Here is a 17,892-nt window from a genome sequence, read left to right on the forward strand (position 1 = left end):
TGGCCATGCGCAACACCCGCTCCCGCCGGCAACAGATCCTGCAGCTGCTGATCGAGCATGGCTCGGTGCAGGTGGCCGATCTGGTCGAGCGCTTCGGCGTGTCGGCGGTGACCATCCGTGCCGATCTCACCCACTTCGAGTCGCAGGGCCTGGCCACCCGTACCCACGGTGGCGCCACCCTGGTGCGCACGCCGCCGCAGGAACAGGACATCCATGAAAAGGATGCGCTGAACCTGCCGCTGAAGGAGTCCATCGGCACCGCCGCGGCGCGGCTGGTGCAGGCCGGCGACAACATCATCATCGACTCCGGCTCGACCACGATGACCCTGGCCCGCCACCTGCGCGGCCATCGCGACGTGACGGTGATGACCAACGGCCTGAACATCGCCTGGGAACTGGCCAACGCGCCGGGCATCACCGTGCTGCTGACCGGAGGGCTGCTGCGCCAGCAGTCGTTGTCGCTGCAGGGCAGCCAGGCCGAAGCCAGCCTCAACTCCTACAGCTTCGACACCCTGTTCCTGGGCGTGGATGGCCTGGACCTGCAGTTCGGCCTGACCACCCACGATGAAGCCGAAGCCCGCCTCAACCACCGCATGGTCGAGCGCGCGCGCCGCATCGTGGTGCTCACCGACGCCTCCAAGTTCGGCCGCGTCAGCCTGCACCGCATCGCGCTCCTGGACCAGATCCACGCCATCATCACCGACGCCGGCATCGACGATGCCACCCGCGAGGGGCTGCAGCGGCTGGGCATCGAAGTGATCATCGCCGAGACACCGCCATGACCGACACCCGCCGCCTGCACGGCCGCATCCTTACCCCGCTGGGCTGGCGCCGTGGCCACGTCCAGTTCGATTCGCACATCCGCCAGCTGCAGGTGGATGACCACAGCGGCGCCGACGACCTGCAGCTGCCGGTGATCCTGCCCGGCTTCATCGACCTGCACGTGCACGGCGCGGCCGGCGTGGACCTGATGCAGGGCGGCGACGTGGCCCGCACCATCGCCCGCACCCACCTGCGCTTCGGCACCACCACCCTGCTGGCGACCACCATGACCGCCGGCCTGGACCAGATCGAGCATGCGCTGCAGGGCGTGGCCGCGACGATGGCATCCCCCGATGCCGAGGCGGCCAGCATCGTCGGCGTGCATCTGGAAGGCCCCTTCATCAGCCCGCAGCGGCTGGGCGCACAGCCCAACCGCACGATCGAGGCGACGCTGGCGCTGGTGCAGCAGCTGCACGCGCTGGCACCGATCCGGGTGATGACCCTGGCACCGGAAATCGGCGAGCACACCGCGCTGATTCCCGCGCTGGCGGCGATGGGCATCCGCGTGCAGCTGGGCCACAGTGCCGGCACCTACGAAGAAGGCGTCGCCGCATTGCAGGCCGGTGCGTCCGGCTTCACCCATCTGTTCAACGGCATGACCGGCGTCGACCACTACCGCCCGGGCATTGCCGCCGCTGCGCTGGCACATGCGCAGTACGCCGAGATCATTCCCGACCTGCAGCACATCCACCCCGGCGTGATCCGGCTGGCCGCGCGCGCGATCCCGCGCCTGTACGCGGTGACCGATGCCACGTCCGCCACCGGCATGCCTGATGGCGAATACGCGCTGGGCGAACAGCGCGTGCACAAGTGCGGCGGCTGCGTGCGCCTGGCCACCGGCTCGCTGGCCGGCAGTGCGCTGACCATGGACCAGGCACTGCGCAACCTGGTGCAGGTGGGCCTGGACCTGGCCGAGGCCTCGCAACGTGTCTCCACCTTCCCCGCCGCCTACCTGGGCCTTGACGATCGCGGCCGCATCGCGCCCGACGCCCGTGCCGACCTGGTGGTGCTGGACGCCGGACTGCGCCTGCAGCAGGTGGTGGTGGGCGGGCAGGTCGTCGATCTGAACGCTGCACACGCCTGATGCACGCCGTGCAGCCGGAACGCCGCATTGAAACGTCGCCGGGCATGGCCTGGCGCTACCTGGGAACCTGTCGATGACTGCACGCACCGCCCCGCGCTGGCCCGTACGCTACCTGCTGTTCATCGGCGGCCTCGGCGGCCTGCTGTACGGCATCGACATCGGCATCATCGCCGGCGCCCTGCCCTACCTCGAAGCCACTGCCAGCCACGCCTGGCAGCTCAGCAGCCAGCAGCTCGGTTTCGTCGTCGCCGCGGTGCTGCTGGGCAGCGTGCTGTCCTCGCTGTTCGCTGGCATGGTGGCCGACCTGATCGGCCGCCGCGGCGCGATGCTGCTGGCCGGCCTGCTGTTCACCGCCTCCATCCCGATCATGGCGCTGGCCTCGGGCTATACGCCGCTGCTGCTCGGCCGCCTGCTGCAGGGCGTCAGTGGCGGCCTGATCGGCGTGGTGGTGCCGCTGTACCTGGCCGAAGTGCTCAGCCCCGAACGACGCGGACGCGGCGCCGCCATGTTCCAGCTGCTGCTGACCATCGGCCTGGTCCTGGCCGCCCTCATCGGCCTGCACCAGGCGCATGCCGTGGACGCCGCCGCCGAGGCCGTGCGTTCGCTGCCGCTGGCGCAGCAGGCGCAGGAACTGTTCGTGGTGAAGGACCACGCCTGGCGCACCATCTTCTGGAGCTGCCTGGCACCGGGCCTGCTGTTCTGTGCCGGCATCTTCTGGCTGTCCGAATCACCCCGCTGGCTGGTGCGCCGGGGTCGCGTGGAGGATGCGCGCCGCAGCCTGCAGCGCGTACTGCCCGCTGCCGACGTGGAGGCCACGCTGGCGCAGATCCAGGCACCGGAATCGAGCAGCAGCGACGGTCGCCGCGATCCGCTGCTCAGCCGCCGCTATGTGGTGCCGTTCCTGCTGGCCTGCGTGGTGCTGGCCTGTACCCAGGCCACCGGCATCAACTCGGTGCTGGCCTACGCGGTCAACATCCTCAACCAGGCCGGCCTGTCCGGCTCGGTGGCCAACGGCGCCGACGTGGCGATCAAGCTGCTCAACGCGGTGATGACCGTGGTCGCCCTGCTGCTGGTCGACCGCAAGGGCCGCAAGTTCCTGCTGATGCTGGGCAGCGGCGGCATCTGCGTGGCCCTGCTGGCCGCCGCCACGCTGTTCTTCCAGGCCGAGCGCGGCCGCGCCGACGTGCAGCCGCAGCTGCAGGCCGCAGTCAGTGGCGACGGTCTGCAGCTGGTGCTGGATGACGCGCAGTGGCAGCGCCTGGCGGGCGGCACGGACAGCGAGGGCCGTCCCCTGCAGCTGACCGTGTCCTATGCCTATGGTGATTTCACCAACGTGCGCGCCCTGCGCAGCGACAACCTGGGTGACCGCGAACTGCGCATCGAACGCACCGGCACCGTGCAGGCGGACAGCGTCATCGGTGCCTTCTTCCGCCACCTGCACCTGAACCCCTTCGCCGACCCGGGCAGCGCCGCGCAGGCACCGCTGCGCATCGAACAGGCGCGCATAGGCCCCGTGCCGCCGCCGGCCCATGGCTGGGCGGTGGCCGCCTGCATCCTGGTGTTCGTGGCGTTCTTCGCGGTCGGCCCCGGTGTCTGCGTGTGGCTGGCGCTGTCGGAGCTGATGCCCAACCGCATCCGCTCCAACGGCATGAGCATCGCACTGCTGATCAACCAGTTTGTGTCCACCACCATCGCGGCGCTGTTCCTGCCCACCGTCGGCCACTATGGCTACGCAAGCATGTTCCTGTTCTGGGCCGGCTGCACGTTCGTGTTCTTCCTGGTAGCCGCGATGTGGCTGCCGGAAACCAAGGGCAAGTCGCTGGAGGAGATCGAAGCGCGGTTTGCCCGGTAGCGGTCGACCGTGGTCGACCTCCGTGCGCACCGCGAGGGTTTCGGCGCGCCGATCAATGGCCGGTGATGTGCTTCTCCAGCGCCTGCGCTTCGGCCACGCTGGGCAGCCCACTGAGCATCATCGATTCACCAAACGGTCCCGCCACCGTCGCCACCATCACCACGCGGCCATCCACACTGATGGCTGCACGCTGGCCGACCAGAGCCTCCGTGCCATCGTGGATGCGCTGGCGTGCCTCCGGCCGATAGCGGATCTGCAGGCCAGGTTGATTGGCCTGGTCCACTACATAGCGCACATCGGCGATGTCGGCGCTGCTGGCGATCGGCGGCTCGCGCAGGGTGAGCGTCGCGCCCTGCCACTGCGCGGGCGATCCCTTGCCGGCCGCGTCGACCGCGCTCAGGCGTACGTCCACGCCCGGACGCGGTGCGTGCGCCGGACCCGTCATTGCCTCAGGCGTTGCCGCCGGCATGCATCCGGTCAGGGCCAGCGCCGCGCCCAGCAACAACGGTAGCGCGGCCCTCACGTTAGCGTCCCCGAATTCAGTGCCGGCACCAACCCGCGGCGGCCGTCGGCCGACAACAGCGGTGAAGAGGAAGATCCGGGAAAATGCATGAACACTCCTTCGATCAGGTTCCGTGCCCCATCCTAGCGCCCGCATCGTAGAGGCTGGGTAGAGTCGACCGTTGGTCGACTGGCCTTATCCACATCGGCTGGCAGTCGACCAACGGTCGACTCTACCGGAACGCATCACGGCACCCGTGCGCACACCCATACGCGCACCTCTGCCGCACCCACCAGCCGCAGCGTTTCCGCCACTTCCAGCACCGTGCTGCCGGTGGTCATTACATCGTCCACCACGGTCAGGCGGGGTGGCACTGCACCACGCACACCGAAGGCGTCGAACAGATTATCGCGGCGCTGCTCGGCGCTGCGCTCCGACTGCGGTGCGGTATGCCGGCGCCGGTACAGGCCACGCCATACCGGCTGCCGCAGCAACCGGCACAGCTCCCCCGCCTGGTCATAGCCGCGCTGGCGCAACCGACGCAGATGCAGCGGCACGGGCACCAGTGGCGGGCACGCCCACGGTGGCGGACCGCGCTGCATCAACTGCGCAAGCAGTCGGCCAGCGGCCAGGTCCTGATGGAATTTGTAGCGCACCAGCAGCTGGTCCACCGGCGGCAGGTACAGCAGGCTGGCATGGGTGGCCGCCTGTGGCGGCGGCTCCTCGCGGCAGGTGCCACAGACCGGCAGTGCATTGTCCGGTAATGGCAGTGCACAGCGCAGGCAGGCGCGGCCGGACCAAGGGATATCGGCCAGACAGGCGGCACACAGATCCAGCCCGTCGTGGCCAGGGTCATCGCAGACCAGACAGCGCAGTGGCAGCAGCGCGCGCAATCCCGACGCGACGGTGCACAGAAAGATCGTCTTCAGCATTCGCCGAGTCTGCGTGCAGCCACTCCACGATGGCATCAGACGTCGGCCCATGCTGTGGTCAGGATGCCGCTTGTCCGCTTCCCGGGGAATGGCTTCGACACGGCCGCTGCACATTTCCGCTGCTAGCGTGCGCGGTCTGTATCACCTCTTCGGACTCTACATGAACAAGCGGACCCGGATCGTTGTCATCGTGCTGGTCGTTGGCCTGCTGGCCATGGCCTTGCCCAGCCTGCTCTGGTACGTCAAACAGGGCGAGACCCACGACGCGGGGCTGCAGAAGGAAGCAGAGAAGATCCAGAACGAACAGGCCAAACCCTGATCGACGCAATGCGCCCCGGACCCACCACCCTCGACTGGTTGTCTGGCGGCTGGACGGTGATGCCCCGTGAGTTCTATCGCCGGCATCCAACCGTCGTGGCGCCGCAGCTTCTCAACAAGCTGATCGTGCGTGACGATGGCCGCGCCGCGCGCATCGTCGAGGTTGAGGCCTATGCAGGCAGTGAGGATCCCGCCGCGCACTCCTATCGTGGCCAGACGGCACGCAATGCCACCATGTTCGGTGAGGCGGGTCATCTGTATGTCTATTTCACCTACGGCATGCACTGGGGCAGCAACGCGGTCTGTGGCGAGGCGGGTGAGGGTGTGGGCGTGCTGCTCAGAGCGGCCGAGCCGGTGTCCGGCATTGGCGCCATGCAAGCCGCGCGGCCCGCGGCCAAGCGCGATCGCGATCTGGCGAGCGGACCGGGCAAGCTGTCCCAGGCATTTGGCATCACGCGCGATCTGGATGGCGCAGACCTGGTCACTGCAGACCGTGGTGTCGTCATAGTCTGTGATGGCACGCCGCCACCGCCGTCGCCGGTGGTAGGGCCACGCATCGGCATCAGTCGCGCGGTGGACTTCCCTTGGCGCTGGCATGTACCGGACCATCCGCATGTGTCGGTCCGGCCGCGCCGGAGATGATTGCGGCTGGCCGATGCCTTTGCTTCGCAGGCTCCCGCAACCCGCGCGCTTCCGTCATTCGCAATCCTGATAACCACCCACCACACCGCAATGCCTGCAGCGGAACAGGTAGGCCGTCGGTGATCCATCCTTGTCCAAGGCCGCAAGGAAGTGCTGCCACTGCGGACCATCATCCAGCCCGGTGCTGTCCTGGATCGCCGCCACCGCCGCGTCGCTGTGCGCTTCCAGTTCGGCGCGACCGGCACGGCCGATGAACTGCGCGGCATCGCCGCAATGGGTCCACCACTGTTCCTGCTGCCAGCCGTTGAAGCCCGGGGTGCGCTGCGCGATCTCGTCGATGATGTCCTCACCGACCTCATCCCACTCGCCACCACCACCGACGCCTTCCTCATCACTGAAGATGACGCCGAGGCGCTCGTGCGCGGAGCCATCGGCGATGCACCACGGGCAGATTTCGTGCCCGTATTCCTCTTCGGCATAGACCGGGCCGGCGTAGACGTAGCCGCGCGACTCCCCGCAGCACACGCACGGCGTGTCGGCGGCCACCACGCTGCCGGTGGCGATCGGATCGGGGTGATAGGTGAAGCGCGGCAGATCCATGGCAGTTCCGCTGCTGGGCGGCCCAGTGTAGCGGTGCGGTCAGGGCCAGATATCCTGTCAACTATAGAGATTAAAACCTAGTTGACAGCCCTCGCCTACCCGCCCACACTGCCGCCCTCGCTCGACGCGCCTCCAAGATCCCGCCATGGCTCCTGCCACCCGCCACGATTGGCAGCACGATGAACTGCAGGCGCTGTTCGACCTGCCCTTGCCCGAACTGCTGTTCCGCGCCGCCAGCGTGCATCGCGCGCATTTCGATCCGGCCCAGGTGCAGGTGTCCACGCTGCTGTCGGTGAAGACCGGTGGCTGCCCGGAAGACTGCGCGTATTGCCCGCAGGCGCAGCGCTACACCACGGGCGTGAGCGCACAGAAGCTGATGGATACCGATACCGTGCTGGCCAAGGCACGCCAGGCCAAGGCCGCCGGTGCATCGCGCTTCTGCATGGGCGCGGCGTGGCGTTCGCCGAAGGACCGCGACATTCCGAAGGTGGCTGCGATGATCGCCGGCGTGAAGGCGCTCGGGCTGGAAACCTGCGCCACCCTCGGCATGCTCAGTGGCGGGCAGGCGCGCGCGTTGAAGGACGCCGGGCTGGACTACTACAACCACAATCTCGACACCGCGCCGGACTACTACGATTCGATCATCCACACGCGCCAGTACCAGGACCGCCTGGATACGCTGGGCCACGTGCGCGATGCCGGGCTGAAGACCTGCTGCGGCGGCATCGTCGGCATGGGCGAGACGCGTGCGCAGCGCATCGGCCTGCTGCTGGCGCTGGCCACGCTGCCGGCGCATCCCGATTCGGTGCCGATCAACGCGCTGGTGCAGGTGGCCGGTACGCCGCTGCATGGCAGCGCGGAACTGGACCCGTTCGAGTTCGTGCGGATGATCGCGGTGGCACGCATCGCGATGCCGCGTTCGATGGTGCGGCTGTCGGCTGGCCGCGAAGCCATGAGTGACGAGCTGCAGGCGCTGTGCTTCCTGGGCGGTGCCAACTCGATCTTCCATGGCGAAAAACTGCTGACCACCGGCAACCCGGAAAGCGAGCGCGACCTTGCCCTGTTCGCGCGCCTGGGCCTGCAGCCGATGCCGGTGCAGGTGGACGCCGAAGGCCACGACCACGGCGGTACCGTGCATGCCGATATCAGCGCCGATGGCCCCGGCTGTGGCTGCGCCCACGCCGCGTGACACGCCGCGTGATCGGGGCGTCGAGCAGGCGTGGCGGCAACGCGTTACCCTAGCCGCCCCGTCGTCGCCTGTAGCCAGCATGGCCCGCCCCGACCTGACCGCCCGCCTCCAAGCCCAGCGCGCGTTGCGCGATGCACAAGGCCGTCGCCGCCCGCGGCGCACGGTCACCCGTCGTGATGGCGTGCGCCTGGAAATTGACGGGCGCTGGTTGACCGGGTTCTGCAGCAACGATTATCTGGGCCTGGCCCAGCAGTTCAGTGTGGTCAACGCGCTGCAGGATGCGGCCGCACGCGATGGCACCGGTGCCGGTGCCTCGCACCTGGTCTGCGGCCACCACGCACTGCACGATGCGCTGGAACGCGAAGTGGCCGACTGGCTCGGTTACCCGCGCGCCCTGCTGTTCGGCAGTGGCTTCGCCGCCAACCTGGCGGTGCAGCAGGCGCTGCTGAGCGAAGAGACTGACGTCTGCGTGCAGGACAAGCTCAACCACGCCAGCCTGCTCGATGCCACGCGGCTGGCCGGTGCGCGCCTGCGCCGCTACCCGCACCTGGATCCGGAAGGCGCCATGCGCCAGCTCAAGCACGCGCCCGAGGGTGCGGCGATGCTGGCCAGCGATGGTGTCTTCAGCATGGACGGCGACCTTGCACCGCTGCGTGCGCTGTCGCTGGTCGCGCGCCTGCAGCAGGCGCTGTTCTACGTGGACGACGCGCATGGCGTGGGCGTGCTCGGCGATGGCCGTGGTGCCGTCGCCACCGCCGGCCTGGGCGTGGACGACGTGCCGCTGCAGCTGGTCACCCTCGGCAAGGCGCTGGGCAGTTCCGGCGCGCTGGTGCTGGGCCGCGAGGATCTGGTCGAGCACCTTTCCGAAACCGCACGCCCCTACATCTACACCACCGCCCTGCCGCCGGCCCTGGCCGCCTCGGCCCTGGAAGCGGTGCGCCTGGCCCGCCGCGACCATTGGCGCCGGGCCAAGCTGGCCGACCTGATCGCCCTGTTCCGCGGCGAAGCGCGCCGCCATGGCCTGGACCTGATGGCCTCGGAAACCCCGATCCAGCCGCTGCTGTGTGGCGATGACCACACCGCCGTGGCGATGTCGCAGGCGCTGGAGCAGGCCGGCTGGCTGGTCGGCGCGATCCGTCCGCCGACGGTGCCCGAAGGCAAGGCACGGCTGCGCGTCACCCTGTCGGCACTGCATACGCCGGAACAGGTGCGCGGGCTGGTAGAAGCCATCGCCCAAGCGCGCGACCGCGTCGCTGCCGGGTCGCTCGAAGCGCTGCCGCCTGCCCTGCCCGCGCTGGCCTGACCCGCACGCGCCGTACCCCATGCATATCGACGTCACCGGCCACGGGCCGGACCTGGTTCTGATCCACGGCTGGGCCCTGCAGGGCGGTGTGTTCGCGCCCCTGGTGCAGCGCCTGGCCGACCGTTTCACCCTGCACGTGGTCGACCTGCCCGGCCATGGCCACAGCCGCGACGACAGCACGCCGCTGCGCCTGCCGCACGTGGTCAACGCCATTGCCGCGGCCACGCCGCCGGCGGTGTGGTGCGGCTGGTCGCTGGGCGGGCTGTTCGCGCTGCACGCGGCGGCCACCCTGCCGAAGGTGCGCGGGCTGGCGATGATCGCCGCCACGCCGCGTTTCGTGCGCGGCGAGGACTGGCCGCACGCGGTGGAACCGGCGGTGTTCGAGCAGTTCGGGCGTGACCTGGCCACGGACTTCGGCGGCACCTTGGAGCGCTTCCTGGCGTTGGACGTGATGGGTTCGGCGCATGCCCGCGAGGAGCTGCGCACCCTGCGCCAGCGCCTGGTCGAGCGCGGTGCCCCCAGCGAACGCGCCCTGCTGGAAGGCCTGCGCCTGCTGGAAGGCACCGACCTGCGTGGCGCCCTGCCCACGCTGGGCAGGCCCAGCCTGTGGATCGCCGGCCAACGCGACCGCCTGGTATCGCCGGCCGCGATGCAGGCCGCCGCCGCGCTGGCCCCGGGCGCGCAGGCGCTGACCGTCGCCCACGGCGGCCATGCGCCCTTCCTCGGCCACGCCGACGAGGTGGCCGCTGCCCTGCAACAGTTCGTTGCCGGCCAGTCACCGGCCGATGGCGGACAATGAGCACTTTCCGCATTCGGCAGGGTTGACGCATGGATCTGGGTATTTCCGGCCGCTGGGCACTGGTCTGCGGCGCAAGCAAGGGCCTCGGCCTGGGCTGCGCGTGCGCCCTCGTGGCCGAAGGCGTGAACGTGGTGATCGTGGCCCGTGGCGAAACCGCCCTGCAGGCGGCCGCTGAGGAACTGCGCGCCCTGCCCGGTGCCGCCGAGGTGCGCACGGTCGCCGCCGACGTCACCACCGAGGCCGGGCGCACGCAGGCGCTGGCCGCCTGCCCCCAGGTCGACATCCTGGTGACCAACGCCGGTGGTCCGCCGCCGGGCGACTTCCGCACGTTCGAGCGCGACGATTGGATCGCCGCGCTGGATGCCAACATGCTGGCGCCGATCGCCATGATCCGCGCCACGGTGGACACGATGATCGCGCGCGGCTTCGGCCGCATCGTCAACATCACCTCGTCCTCGGTGAAGGCGCCGATCGACACGCTGGCGCTGTCCAACGGCGCGCGCAGCGGCCTCACCGGCTTCGTCGCCGGGCTGGCGCGGCGCACGGTCGGCCACAACGTCACGATCAACAACCTGCTGCCCGGCCAGTTCGACACCGACCGCCTGCGCGCCAACTTCGCCCACGCTGCGGGCCAGGACGGCGACGTGCAGGCGGTGGCCGACCGCCGCCGCCAGCAGATTCCTGCCGGCCGCTTCGGCACGCCGGACGAATTCGGCGCCGCCTGCGCCTTCCTGTGCAGTGCACAGGCCGGTTACCTCACCGGGCAGAACCTGCTGATCGACGGCGGCGCCTACCCCGGTACGTTCTAAGAGACTTCCGCAATGCCGTCCCACTTCGATGCCCGCCACGTCCGCCGCGCGTTCGCCCGCGCCGCCAACAGCTATGACGCTGCCGCTGCCCTGCAGCGCGAGGTGCAGTCGCGGCTGATCGAATCGCTGGACTACCTGGAAGCGCGCAAGCCCGAGGTGGTGCTGGACATCGGTGCGGGCACAGGCCACGCCAGCGCGCTGATGAAGAAGCGCTGGCCGAAGGCGCAGGTAATCGCGATGGACGTGGCCCTGCCGATGCTGGACCAGGCCAAGCGCCAGGCCGGCTGGTGGAAGCCGTTCCAGCGCCTGTGCGGTGACGCCGCCGCGCTGCCGCTGGCCGACAACAGCGTCGATGTGATCTTCAGCAACCTGTGCCTGCAGTGGCTGGACGACCTGCCGGCGGTGTTCGCCGGTTTCCGTCGCGTGCTCAAGCCTGGTGGCCTGCTGCTGTGCTCCACCTTCGGCCCGGAAACGCTGGTCGAACTCAACGAAGCGTTCGCTGCCGCCGATGACCGCCCACACGTCAGCCGCTTCGCGCAGATCGCCCAGTTCGGTGATGCGTTGATGATGGCCGGCTTCCGCGATCCGGTGCTGGACCGCGACCTGTTCACCCTGACCTACGACGACCTGCCGGCGCTGATGCGCGAGCTGCGCGCGATGGGCGCGACCAATGCACGGGTGGACCGCCGCCACACGCTGACCGGCCGCGGTCGTTTTGCCGCCGCTGCTGCAGCGTACGAAACGATGCGCCGTGCCGACGGCAAGCTGCCCAGCAGCTGGGAAGTGATCTACGCCCACGCCTGGGCGCCGGACCCGGGCGCACCGATCCGCGAAGGCGGGCATGACATCGCCTCGGTGCCGGTGTCGGCCATCCCGATCCGCCGCAAGCAGCCCTGATCGAACACCGCCGCCGGGGGGGGCCCGCCGGGCCCCGCGCGCCCGCCGGGGGTGGCCCCGCCCCACACCCCCCGCCCCCCACCCGACGCCCCAGGTGCCCGTATAAGCGCGCCCCCCCCCCCCCGGCGCGCCCCCCCCGGGGCCCGGCCCCCCGGCCGCCGCCGGGCGCCCCCCCCCCCCCCCCCCCCGCCCCCGACCCCCCCCCCCCGGGGCGCGGCCCGCCCCGCACCCGGCCGCCCGACGGGGTCGCGCGGGACCATGCCCGGCGAGCCCAACGGCGTCGCCTGATGCTCAGGTATTCGCCGGCGAACTCAGCGGCGGGCGCACCAGGTCGCGGTGGAAGAAATAGATCTCCTGCACCAGGAAACGCCAGCTGGTGTGGAAGCTGCGGAAACGCGTGCTCGGCGTGGACGAGGCCAGTGCCTCGATGCCCAGCGCCTGGCTCAGGCGCAGCGCGCGTGCCATGTGCAACGGGTCGCTGACGATGATGACCGTGTGCAGCTTGCGCTGCTCCATCAGCCGCTTGGCTTCCACCAGGTTCTGCACGGTGTTGCGTGAGGCGGTCTCGATCAGGATCGCGTCATCCGGCACGCCGTGCTTCAGCGCATAGCGCCGCGCCACCTGCGATTCGGAGAAACGCGCGCCCGCACCACCGTAGCCACCGGTGAAGATCAGCAGCGGCGCATAGCCGGCCTGGTACAGGTCCAGGCCATGGCGGATGCGTTCTTCGAACACCGGCGACGGCTTGGCATCGTAGGCCGCCGCGCCCAGCACGATGATCGCGTCGGCCTTGGCGGCCTGGTCGCGCTCACCCACCCAGACGATCCAGGCGGTCACGCCCAGCAGCCACACCAGCACCAGCACGAACAGGCGCCACAGCCAGCCCAGCAGGCCGGTGTGTGGCCGATGACGGCCGCGGCTCACGCCACCTCCCAGCGCAGCGCTGGCAGATCGACGTTGCCGCCGGACAGCACCAGGCCCACGCGCTGGCCGGCAAACCGCGCCGGCTGGGCCAGCACCGCCGCCAGCACGATGGCCGAGGACGGTTCCACCACCTGCTTCAGCACCTCCCACAGCAGGCGCATCGCCGCAAGGGTGGCGTCATCGTCGACCACGATCACCTCGGCGCCCGTCGCCTGCAGCAGCTGGAAATTCGGCGCGCCGACCAGCGTGCGCAGGCCATCGCAGAAAGTGTCCGGGGTGAAAGCGGTCACGCGCTCGCCGGCAGCCAGCGAACGCGCGGTGTCGTCGGCACCGGCCGGCTCGGCCAGCACCAGGCGGGTCTGCGGGCTGGCGTGCTGCAGGGCCAGTGCAGTGCCGGTGGCCAGGCCACCACCGCCCACCGGCACCACCAGTACATCGAACGGGCCATCGCTGTGCAGCAGTTCCAGCGCCGCCGTGCCCTGCCCGGCCATCACCGCCGGGTCGGCATAGGGATGCACCAGGGTCGCGCCGGTATCGGCCTGGACCTGGGCGCAGGTGGCCTCGCGGTCGGTGATGGTGGGCGGGCAGCGCCAGAGGGTGGCGCCATGGCGGGCGATGTTGGCCAGCTTGGCGGCCACCGCCCCTTCGGGCACCACGACGTGACAGGGTATGCCGCGGGTGCGGGCGGCCAGGGCCAGCGCGGCACCGTGGTTGCCCGAGGAATGGGTGACCACACCCGCCGCGGCGCGCCCGGCGTCCAGCGACCACACCGCGTTGCAGGCACCACGGAACTTGAACGCCCCGCCGCGCTGCAGATGCTCGGCCTTGAACGCCAGCTGCGCCCCGGCCAGCGCATCCAGCGCGCGCGAGCGCAGGACCGGCGTAACAAGGGCATGCGGCGCGATCCGCGCGGCGGCGGCCAGGACATCTTCGGCGCGGGGCAACAGTGAATCGCTCATGACGCAAGATTAACGTATGCCCCGACGCTGGCGGCCACGCACACGGCCATGCCAGCATGCAGGCCTTCATCGCCATTCATCCTGGGCCGGCACAATTAAGGGGCGATTCAATGCCCACGCCTGAAGCTGGCCCTACACCCGTCCTTGGGGGGACCCACATGAAAACGCGCCTGTTGCTTGCCGGCGGCCTGTTGCTGGCCCTCACCGGCTGTTCCACCTACGACTATGTCGGCGGTGGCAGCGGTGGCAGTTACTACCACGGTGCCCCGTCGACGGAGTACCGCTACCCGTATGGCTATCCGTCCAACTATGGCTACCCCTACTACGGTGGGTACGGCGGCTATGGCGGTGGTTACGGCTATTACGGCAACCCGTATTACTCACGCCCGGTCTACCGGCCGCCGCACAACCACCGCCCGCCGCCGCCGCGTCCGGGCAACGGTGGTGAGAACCGTCCGCCGCCGCCGCCGCGCCAGAACAATGGTGGCTCGCCGTGGCGGAACATGGACTCGATGCGTCGCCCGCCGCAGGCTGGCCGCCCGCCGGGTCCGCCGCAGGCACGTCCGTCTGCGCCCCAGGCTCGTCGATCCGCGCCGCCGCAGGCACGTCCGGCACCGGCACCGCGTGCGCCGAAGTCGAGCGGCTCTCCGTGGCGGAACCTGGAACGATGAACCGTTGCCTGCGGCGAAACATGAAACGTGCGACGCAGCGCACAGTTGGGCTCTGGACCATCTTGCATTTCATGCGATTCAGGCCGCACTCTACGCAGGTGGTGACGGCCCGCGTCACAAAGTGACAAAAACGTTAAGGGCCCGTCCCAAACAGCTCTACGTCGATATCCGACAGGAACATCTGGATCCCCCCTGTTCCGGCCCTGTCGGATGTCGGCACCTCTGAAAGCAGACGGCCCCGCAATGCGGGGCCGTTTGTTTTTGATGCGGCCGCCAATGCATCCACGCATGGCGTGGATCTACTGGTACTGGCGCCTGGATGGGCCTCGTAGATCCACGCCATGCGTGGATGGGCCTCTCCCGGCAGAAAACCAAAAAAAACAGGGCCGGACAGTCCCCCGACTGCCGGCCCCCCGCTTCCCCACCATGCGCCTGTACCGGCCCCTGTTCCAATTCCGGTCAACGGCGCCTACGGCGCCAGCCACGATGGGTGCTATTGGGTTATCTGCAAAAATCCTGCCAACTTTAGGGCGGATTTCATCCCGGCCCCGATCCGGGCCCGTCGCCCCCCTCCGAATGGCGCTAAAATCGCCACCCCGGCGCCGCCCCGGCCGCGCCCGTCCCCTGTTGACCTGCCCCCATGACCCAGTCCTTCCATCGTTACGACGTCATCGTCATCGGCGGTGGCCACGCCGGCACCGAGGCCGCGCTGGCCGCGGCCCGTACCGGCGTGCGCACCCTGCTGCTGACCCACAACATCGAAACCGTGGGCGCGATGAGCTGCAACCCGGCCATCGGCGGCATCGGCAAGGGCCACCTGGTCAAGGAAATCGACGCCCTCGGCGGCGCGATGGCGCATGCCGCCGACCGCGCCGGCATCCAGTGGCGCACGCTCAACGCCTCCAAGGGCCCGGCCGTGCGCGCGACCCGCTGCCAGGCCGACCGCAACCTGTACCGCATGGCGATCCGCGCCATCGTCGAAGGCCAGCCCAACCTGACCGTGTTCCAGGCGGCCGTCGATGACCTGGTCATCGAAGGCGACGCCGTGCGCGGGGTCATCACCCAGACCGGCCTGCGCTTCGACGCCGAGGCCGTGGTGCTGACCGCCGGTACCTTCCTGGCCGGCAAGATCCACGTCGGCCCGACCCAGTACGCCGCCGGCCGCATGGGCGACCCGCCGGCGACCACGCTGGCCGCGCGCCTGCGCGAACGTTCGTTCCAGGTCGACCGCCTGAAGACCGGCACGCCGCCGCGCATCGATGGCCGCTCGCTGGATTGCAGCGTGATGGACGAGCAGCCCGGCGACACGCCGCGCCCGGTGATGTCCTTCCTCGGCTCGGTGGACGAGCATCCACAGCAGGTCAGCTGCTGGATCACCCACACCACCGAACAGACCCACCAGATCATCCGCGACGCCCTGCACCGGTCGCCGCTGTACAGCGGGCAGATCGAGGGCATCGGCCCGCGCTATTGCCCGTCCATCGAGGACAAGGTGGTGCGCTTTGCCGAAAAGGCCAGCCACCAGATCTTCGTCGAGCCCGAAGGCCTGGGCATCGTCGAGATCTATCCCAATGGCATCTCCACCTCGCTGCCGTTCGACGTGCAGCTGGAGATGGTGCGCAGCATCCGCGGCTTCCAGAACGCGCACATCACCCGCCCCGGCTACGCCATCGAATACGACTTCTTCGATCCGCGCGGGCTGAAGGCTTCGCTGGAAACCAAGCTGGTCAACGGCCTGTTCTTCGCCGGCCAGATCAACGGCACCACCGGCTATGAAGAAGCCGCCGCACAGGGCCTGCTGGCCGGGCTCAACGCTGCGCGCCAGGTGCGCGGGCTGGACGGCTGGTGCCCGCGCCGCGACGAAGCGTACCTGGGCGTGCTGGTGGATGACCTGATCACCCACGGCACCAACGAGCCGTACCGCATGTTCACCAGCCGCGCCGAGTACCGCCTGCAGCTGCGCGAGGACAATGCCGACCAGCGCCTGACCCCGGCCGGCCGCGAGCTGGGCCTCGTTGATGACCGCCGCTGGAGCGCCTTCGAGACCAAGCAGGCCGCGGTGGCCGCCGAGCGCGCGCGCCTGGGTGCGCTGTGGGCGACCCCGGCCAATGCGCTGGGCCGCGAAGTGCAGGAAACCCTGGGTGTCGCGGTCAGCCGCGAAACCAACGTGCTGGACCTGATCAAGCGCCCGGAACTGGACTACGCGCAGCTGATGCAGGTGCCGTCGCTGGGCCCGCCCGTGGCCGATGGCAAGGTGGCCGAGCAGGTCGAGATCGGCGTGAAGTACGCCGGCTACCTGGATCGCCAGCGTGACGAGATTGAACGCCAGCAGCGCCACGAAGCAACGCCGATCGCCGAAGGCTTCGACTACGCCAGCGTGCGTGGGTTGTCGGCCGAAGTGCTGCAGAAGCTGGAACGCGTGCGCCCGCAGACCATCGGCCAGGCACAGCGCATTCCCGGCATGACCCCGGCCGCGATCTCGCTGCTGCTGGTGCACCTGGAACGCGCCCGCCGCGGCCGCGTGGCGTGACGCGAACCGCCGCCGGGCATGGCCCGGCGCTACCGGCGCTGGTAGGTGTCGACCTTGGCCGACACGCATGCATCGGCCACGCGTGCGCTACAGTCGAGCACGCTCGACTCTACGAATCCTCACTGCATGGACGACATCCACCCGATCGCGCCGGACAAGCGCGCCGCCATCCTCGCTACCCTGGCCGACATCGAACGCACGCACGATGTGCGCGTGCTGCTGGCCTGCGAATCCGGCAGCCGCGGCTGGGGGTTTTCCTCGCCGGACAGTGATTACGATGCGCGCTTCATCTACGTGCACCGCCAGCCGTGGTACCTGAGCGTCAACGAGGCCACCGGCCCCGGCGACGCGCAGCGCGATGTGATCGAGCTGCCGATCGATGACGAGCTGGATGTCAGCGGCTGGGACCTGCGCAAGGCGCTGCGGCTGGTGTCCAAGTCCAATCCGACGCTGATCGAGTGGCTGCGCTCGCCGATCATCTACCAGCACGATGCCGACGCCGTTGCCTGCCTGTGGCAGGCTGCCGAGCGCTTCTACTCGCCGCTGGGCACGTGGTGGCACTACTTCAACATGGCGCGCTCCAACCATCGCGGCTACCTGCGCGGCGAAACCGTGCGCACCAAGAAGTACCTGTACGTACTGCGCCCGCTGCTGGCCTGCCAGTGGATCGAGCACGAACGCACGCCACCGCCGATGGCTTTCGAAGACCTGCTGGAGCGCCTGCTGCCGCAGGGTGCGGTGCGCGAGGCCATTGACGCGCTGCTGGTGGTCAAGCGTGCCAGTGCCGAGGTCGCCGCCGGCCCGCGTATCGCGGCCATCAGCGACTACATCGACGCCAGCCTGGCCGAGCGCGCCGAGGGGCCGCAGCTGCCTGCAGGGCACGGCGACGCCGCCTGGCTGGACGGCCTGTTCCGGCAGATGCTGGCGACCCACGCGCCGGCATAGGCGGTAGCGGCGGGCCCAGAACCCCCCCCCCCACACCCCCCGCCGAACGCCCGGGGCGACCCCAAACGAACCGCCCAGAAAGCACCTAATATTCAAAACCTAACACAGCACAAA

General features: G+C 69.5%; 18 protein-coding genes. 13 read left to right on the forward strand and 5 right to left on the reverse strand.

Features of this window, described 5'->3' with window-relative positions; all coding sequences use genetic code 11:
* Nucleotides 1–5 precede the first annotated feature (5 nt).
* The 3 genes from AC1VXD_RS03370 (at nt 6) to AC1VXD_RS03380 (ending at nt 3,758) form a co-directional block, all read left to right on the forward strand.
* Nucleotides 6–782 (forward strand): DeoR family transcriptional regulator, encoded by a 777-nt coding sequence (locus tag AC1VXD_RS03370; protein ID WP_108770774.1) that lies wholly within the window; start codon nt 6–8, stop codon nt 780–782.
* Complete coding sequence (gene nagA, locus AC1VXD_RS03375) at nt 779–1,906, forward strand: N-acetylglucosamine-6-phosphate deacetylase (protein ID WP_482990828.1); 1,128 nt, start codon at nt 779–781, stop codon at nt 1,904–1,906. The genes AC1VXD_RS03370 and nagA overlap by 4 nt, the downstream gene beginning before the upstream one ends.
* 73 nt (nt 1,907–1,979) lie before the next feature.
* Nucleotides 1,980–3,758, forward strand: coding sequence for an MFS transporter (locus AC1VXD_RS03380; RefSeq protein ID WP_482990829.1), 1,779 nt, complete (start codon nt 1,980–1,982; stop codon nt 3,756–3,758).
* A gap of 52 nt (nt 3,759–3,810) precedes the next feature.
* On the opposite strand, the gene AC1VXD_RS03385 is transcribed toward AC1VXD_RS03380, so the two are convergent.
* Complete coding sequence (locus AC1VXD_RS03385; protein WP_482990830.1) at nt 3,811–4,281, reverse strand: SecDF P1 head subdomain-containing protein; 471 nt, start codon at nt 4,279–4,281, stop codon at nt 3,811–3,813.
* A 224-nt stretch (nt 4,282–4,505) separates the two neighbouring features.
* Entirely contained in the window at nt 4,506–5,192 is a 687-nt protein-coding gene (locus AC1VXD_RS03390) for a ComF family protein (RefSeq protein WP_482990831.1), read from the reverse strand.
* A gap of 160 nt (nt 5,193–5,352) precedes the next feature.
* Between AC1VXD_RS03390 and AC1VXD_RS03395 the strand changes: the two genes are divergently transcribed.
* Both AC1VXD_RS03395 and AC1VXD_RS03400 read left to right on the forward strand, forming a co-directional pair.
* The gene (locus AC1VXD_RS03395; protein ID WP_482990832.1) at nt 5,353–5,511 is read left to right on the forward strand and encodes a hypothetical protein; all 159 of its coding nucleotides are present in this window, start codon (nt 5,353–5,355) and stop codon (nt 5,509–5,511) included.
* 8 nt (nt 5,512–5,519) lie between these two features.
* Nucleotides 5,520–6,152 carry a DNA-3-methyladenine glycosylase gene (locus AC1VXD_RS03400; RefSeq protein ID WP_482990833.1) on the forward strand — a complete coding sequence of 211 codons (633 nt, stop codon included), beginning with the start codon at nt 5,520–5,522 and terminating at the stop codon, nt 6,150–6,152.
* A gap of 54 nt (nt 6,153–6,206) precedes the next feature.
* Here the strand turns inward: AC1VXD_RS03400 and AC1VXD_RS03405 are convergent, their stop codons facing one another.
* Entirely contained in the window at nt 6,207–6,752 is a 546-nt protein-coding gene (locus AC1VXD_RS03405) for a CbrC family protein (protein WP_482990834.1), read from the reverse strand.
* 145 nt (nt 6,753–6,897) lie between these two features.
* Here AC1VXD_RS03405 and bioB point away from each other — a divergent pair, with 145 nt between their 5' ends.
* The 5 genes from bioB to bioC all read left to right on the forward strand — a co-directional run bounded on the left by bioB (nt 6,898) and on the right by bioC (nt 11,749).
* Nucleotides 6,898–7,941, forward strand: a complete 1,044-nt coding sequence (bioB, locus tag AC1VXD_RS03410; RefSeq protein ID WP_482990835.1) for a biotin synthase BioB — start codon at nt 6,898–6,900, stop codon at nt 7,939–7,941.
* A gap of 79 nt (nt 7,942–8,020) precedes the next feature.
* On the forward strand, nt 8,021–9,244 hold the full coding sequence (gene bioF / locus AC1VXD_RS03415; RefSeq protein ID WP_482990836.1) for an 8-amino-7-oxononanoate synthase: 1,224 nt from the start codon (nt 8,021–8,023) through the stop codon (nt 9,242–9,244).
* A 19-nt stretch (nt 9,245–9,263) separates the two neighbouring features.
* Nucleotides 9,264–10,043 (forward strand): pimeloyl-ACP methyl ester esterase BioH, encoded by a 780-nt coding sequence (gene bioH / locus AC1VXD_RS03420; RefSeq protein WP_482990837.1) that lies wholly within the window; start codon nt 9,264–9,266, stop codon nt 10,041–10,043.
* Nucleotides 10,044–10,072: 29 nt separating this feature from the next.
* Nucleotides 10,073–10,852, forward strand: coding sequence for an SDR family oxidoreductase (locus AC1VXD_RS03425; protein ID WP_482990838.1), 780 nt, complete (start codon nt 10,073–10,075; stop codon nt 10,850–10,852).
* 12 nt (nt 10,853–10,864) lie between these two features.
* Nucleotides 10,865–11,749, forward strand: coding sequence for a malonyl-ACP O-methyltransferase BioC (bioC, locus tag AC1VXD_RS03430; RefSeq protein WP_482990839.1), 885 nt, complete (start codon nt 10,865–10,867; stop codon nt 11,747–11,749).
* Between the two features lie 291 nt (nt 11,750–12,040).
* Here bioC and AC1VXD_RS03435 read toward each other — a convergent pair whose 3' ends face one another.
* Both AC1VXD_RS03435 and AC1VXD_RS03440 read right to left on the reverse strand, forming a co-directional pair.
* Entirely contained in the window at nt 12,041–12,685 is a 645-nt protein-coding gene (locus AC1VXD_RS03435; RefSeq protein WP_482990849.1) for a YdcF family protein, read from the reverse strand.
* Entirely contained in the window at nt 12,670–13,632 is a 963-nt protein-coding gene (locus tag AC1VXD_RS03440) for a pyridoxal-phosphate dependent enzyme (RefSeq protein WP_482990840.1), read from the reverse strand. Before AC1VXD_RS03440 ends, AC1VXD_RS03435 begins: the two co-directional genes overlap by 16 nt.
* A 158-nt stretch (nt 13,633–13,790) precedes the next feature.
* Here AC1VXD_RS03440 and AC1VXD_RS03445 point away from each other — a divergent pair, with 158 nt between their 5' ends.
* From AC1VXD_RS03445 to AC1VXD_RS03455, 3 genes are all read left to right on the forward strand, one after another.
* The gene (locus AC1VXD_RS03445; RefSeq protein ID WP_482990841.1) at nt 13,791–14,303 is read left to right on the forward strand and encodes a hypothetical protein; all 513 of its coding nucleotides are present in this window, start codon (nt 13,791–13,793) and stop codon (nt 14,301–14,303) included.
* A 640-nt stretch (nt 14,304–14,943) separates the two neighbouring features.
* Complete coding sequence (gene mnmG, locus AC1VXD_RS03450) at nt 14,944–16,833, forward strand: tRNA uridine-5-carboxymethylaminomethyl(34) synthesis enzyme MnmG (RefSeq protein WP_482990842.1); 1,890 nt, start codon at nt 14,944–14,946, stop codon at nt 16,831–16,833.
* A 126-nt stretch (nt 16,834–16,959) separates the two neighbouring features.
* Nucleotides 16,960–17,778 carry a nucleotidyltransferase domain-containing protein gene (locus AC1VXD_RS03455; RefSeq protein ID WP_482990843.1) on the forward strand — a complete coding sequence of 273 codons (819 nt, stop codon included), beginning with the start codon at nt 16,960–16,962 and terminating at the stop codon, nt 17,776–17,778.
* Nucleotides 17,779–17,892: the final 114 nt, after the last annotated feature.

Source organism: Stenotrophomonas sp. STEN054, from assembly GCF_056854535.1.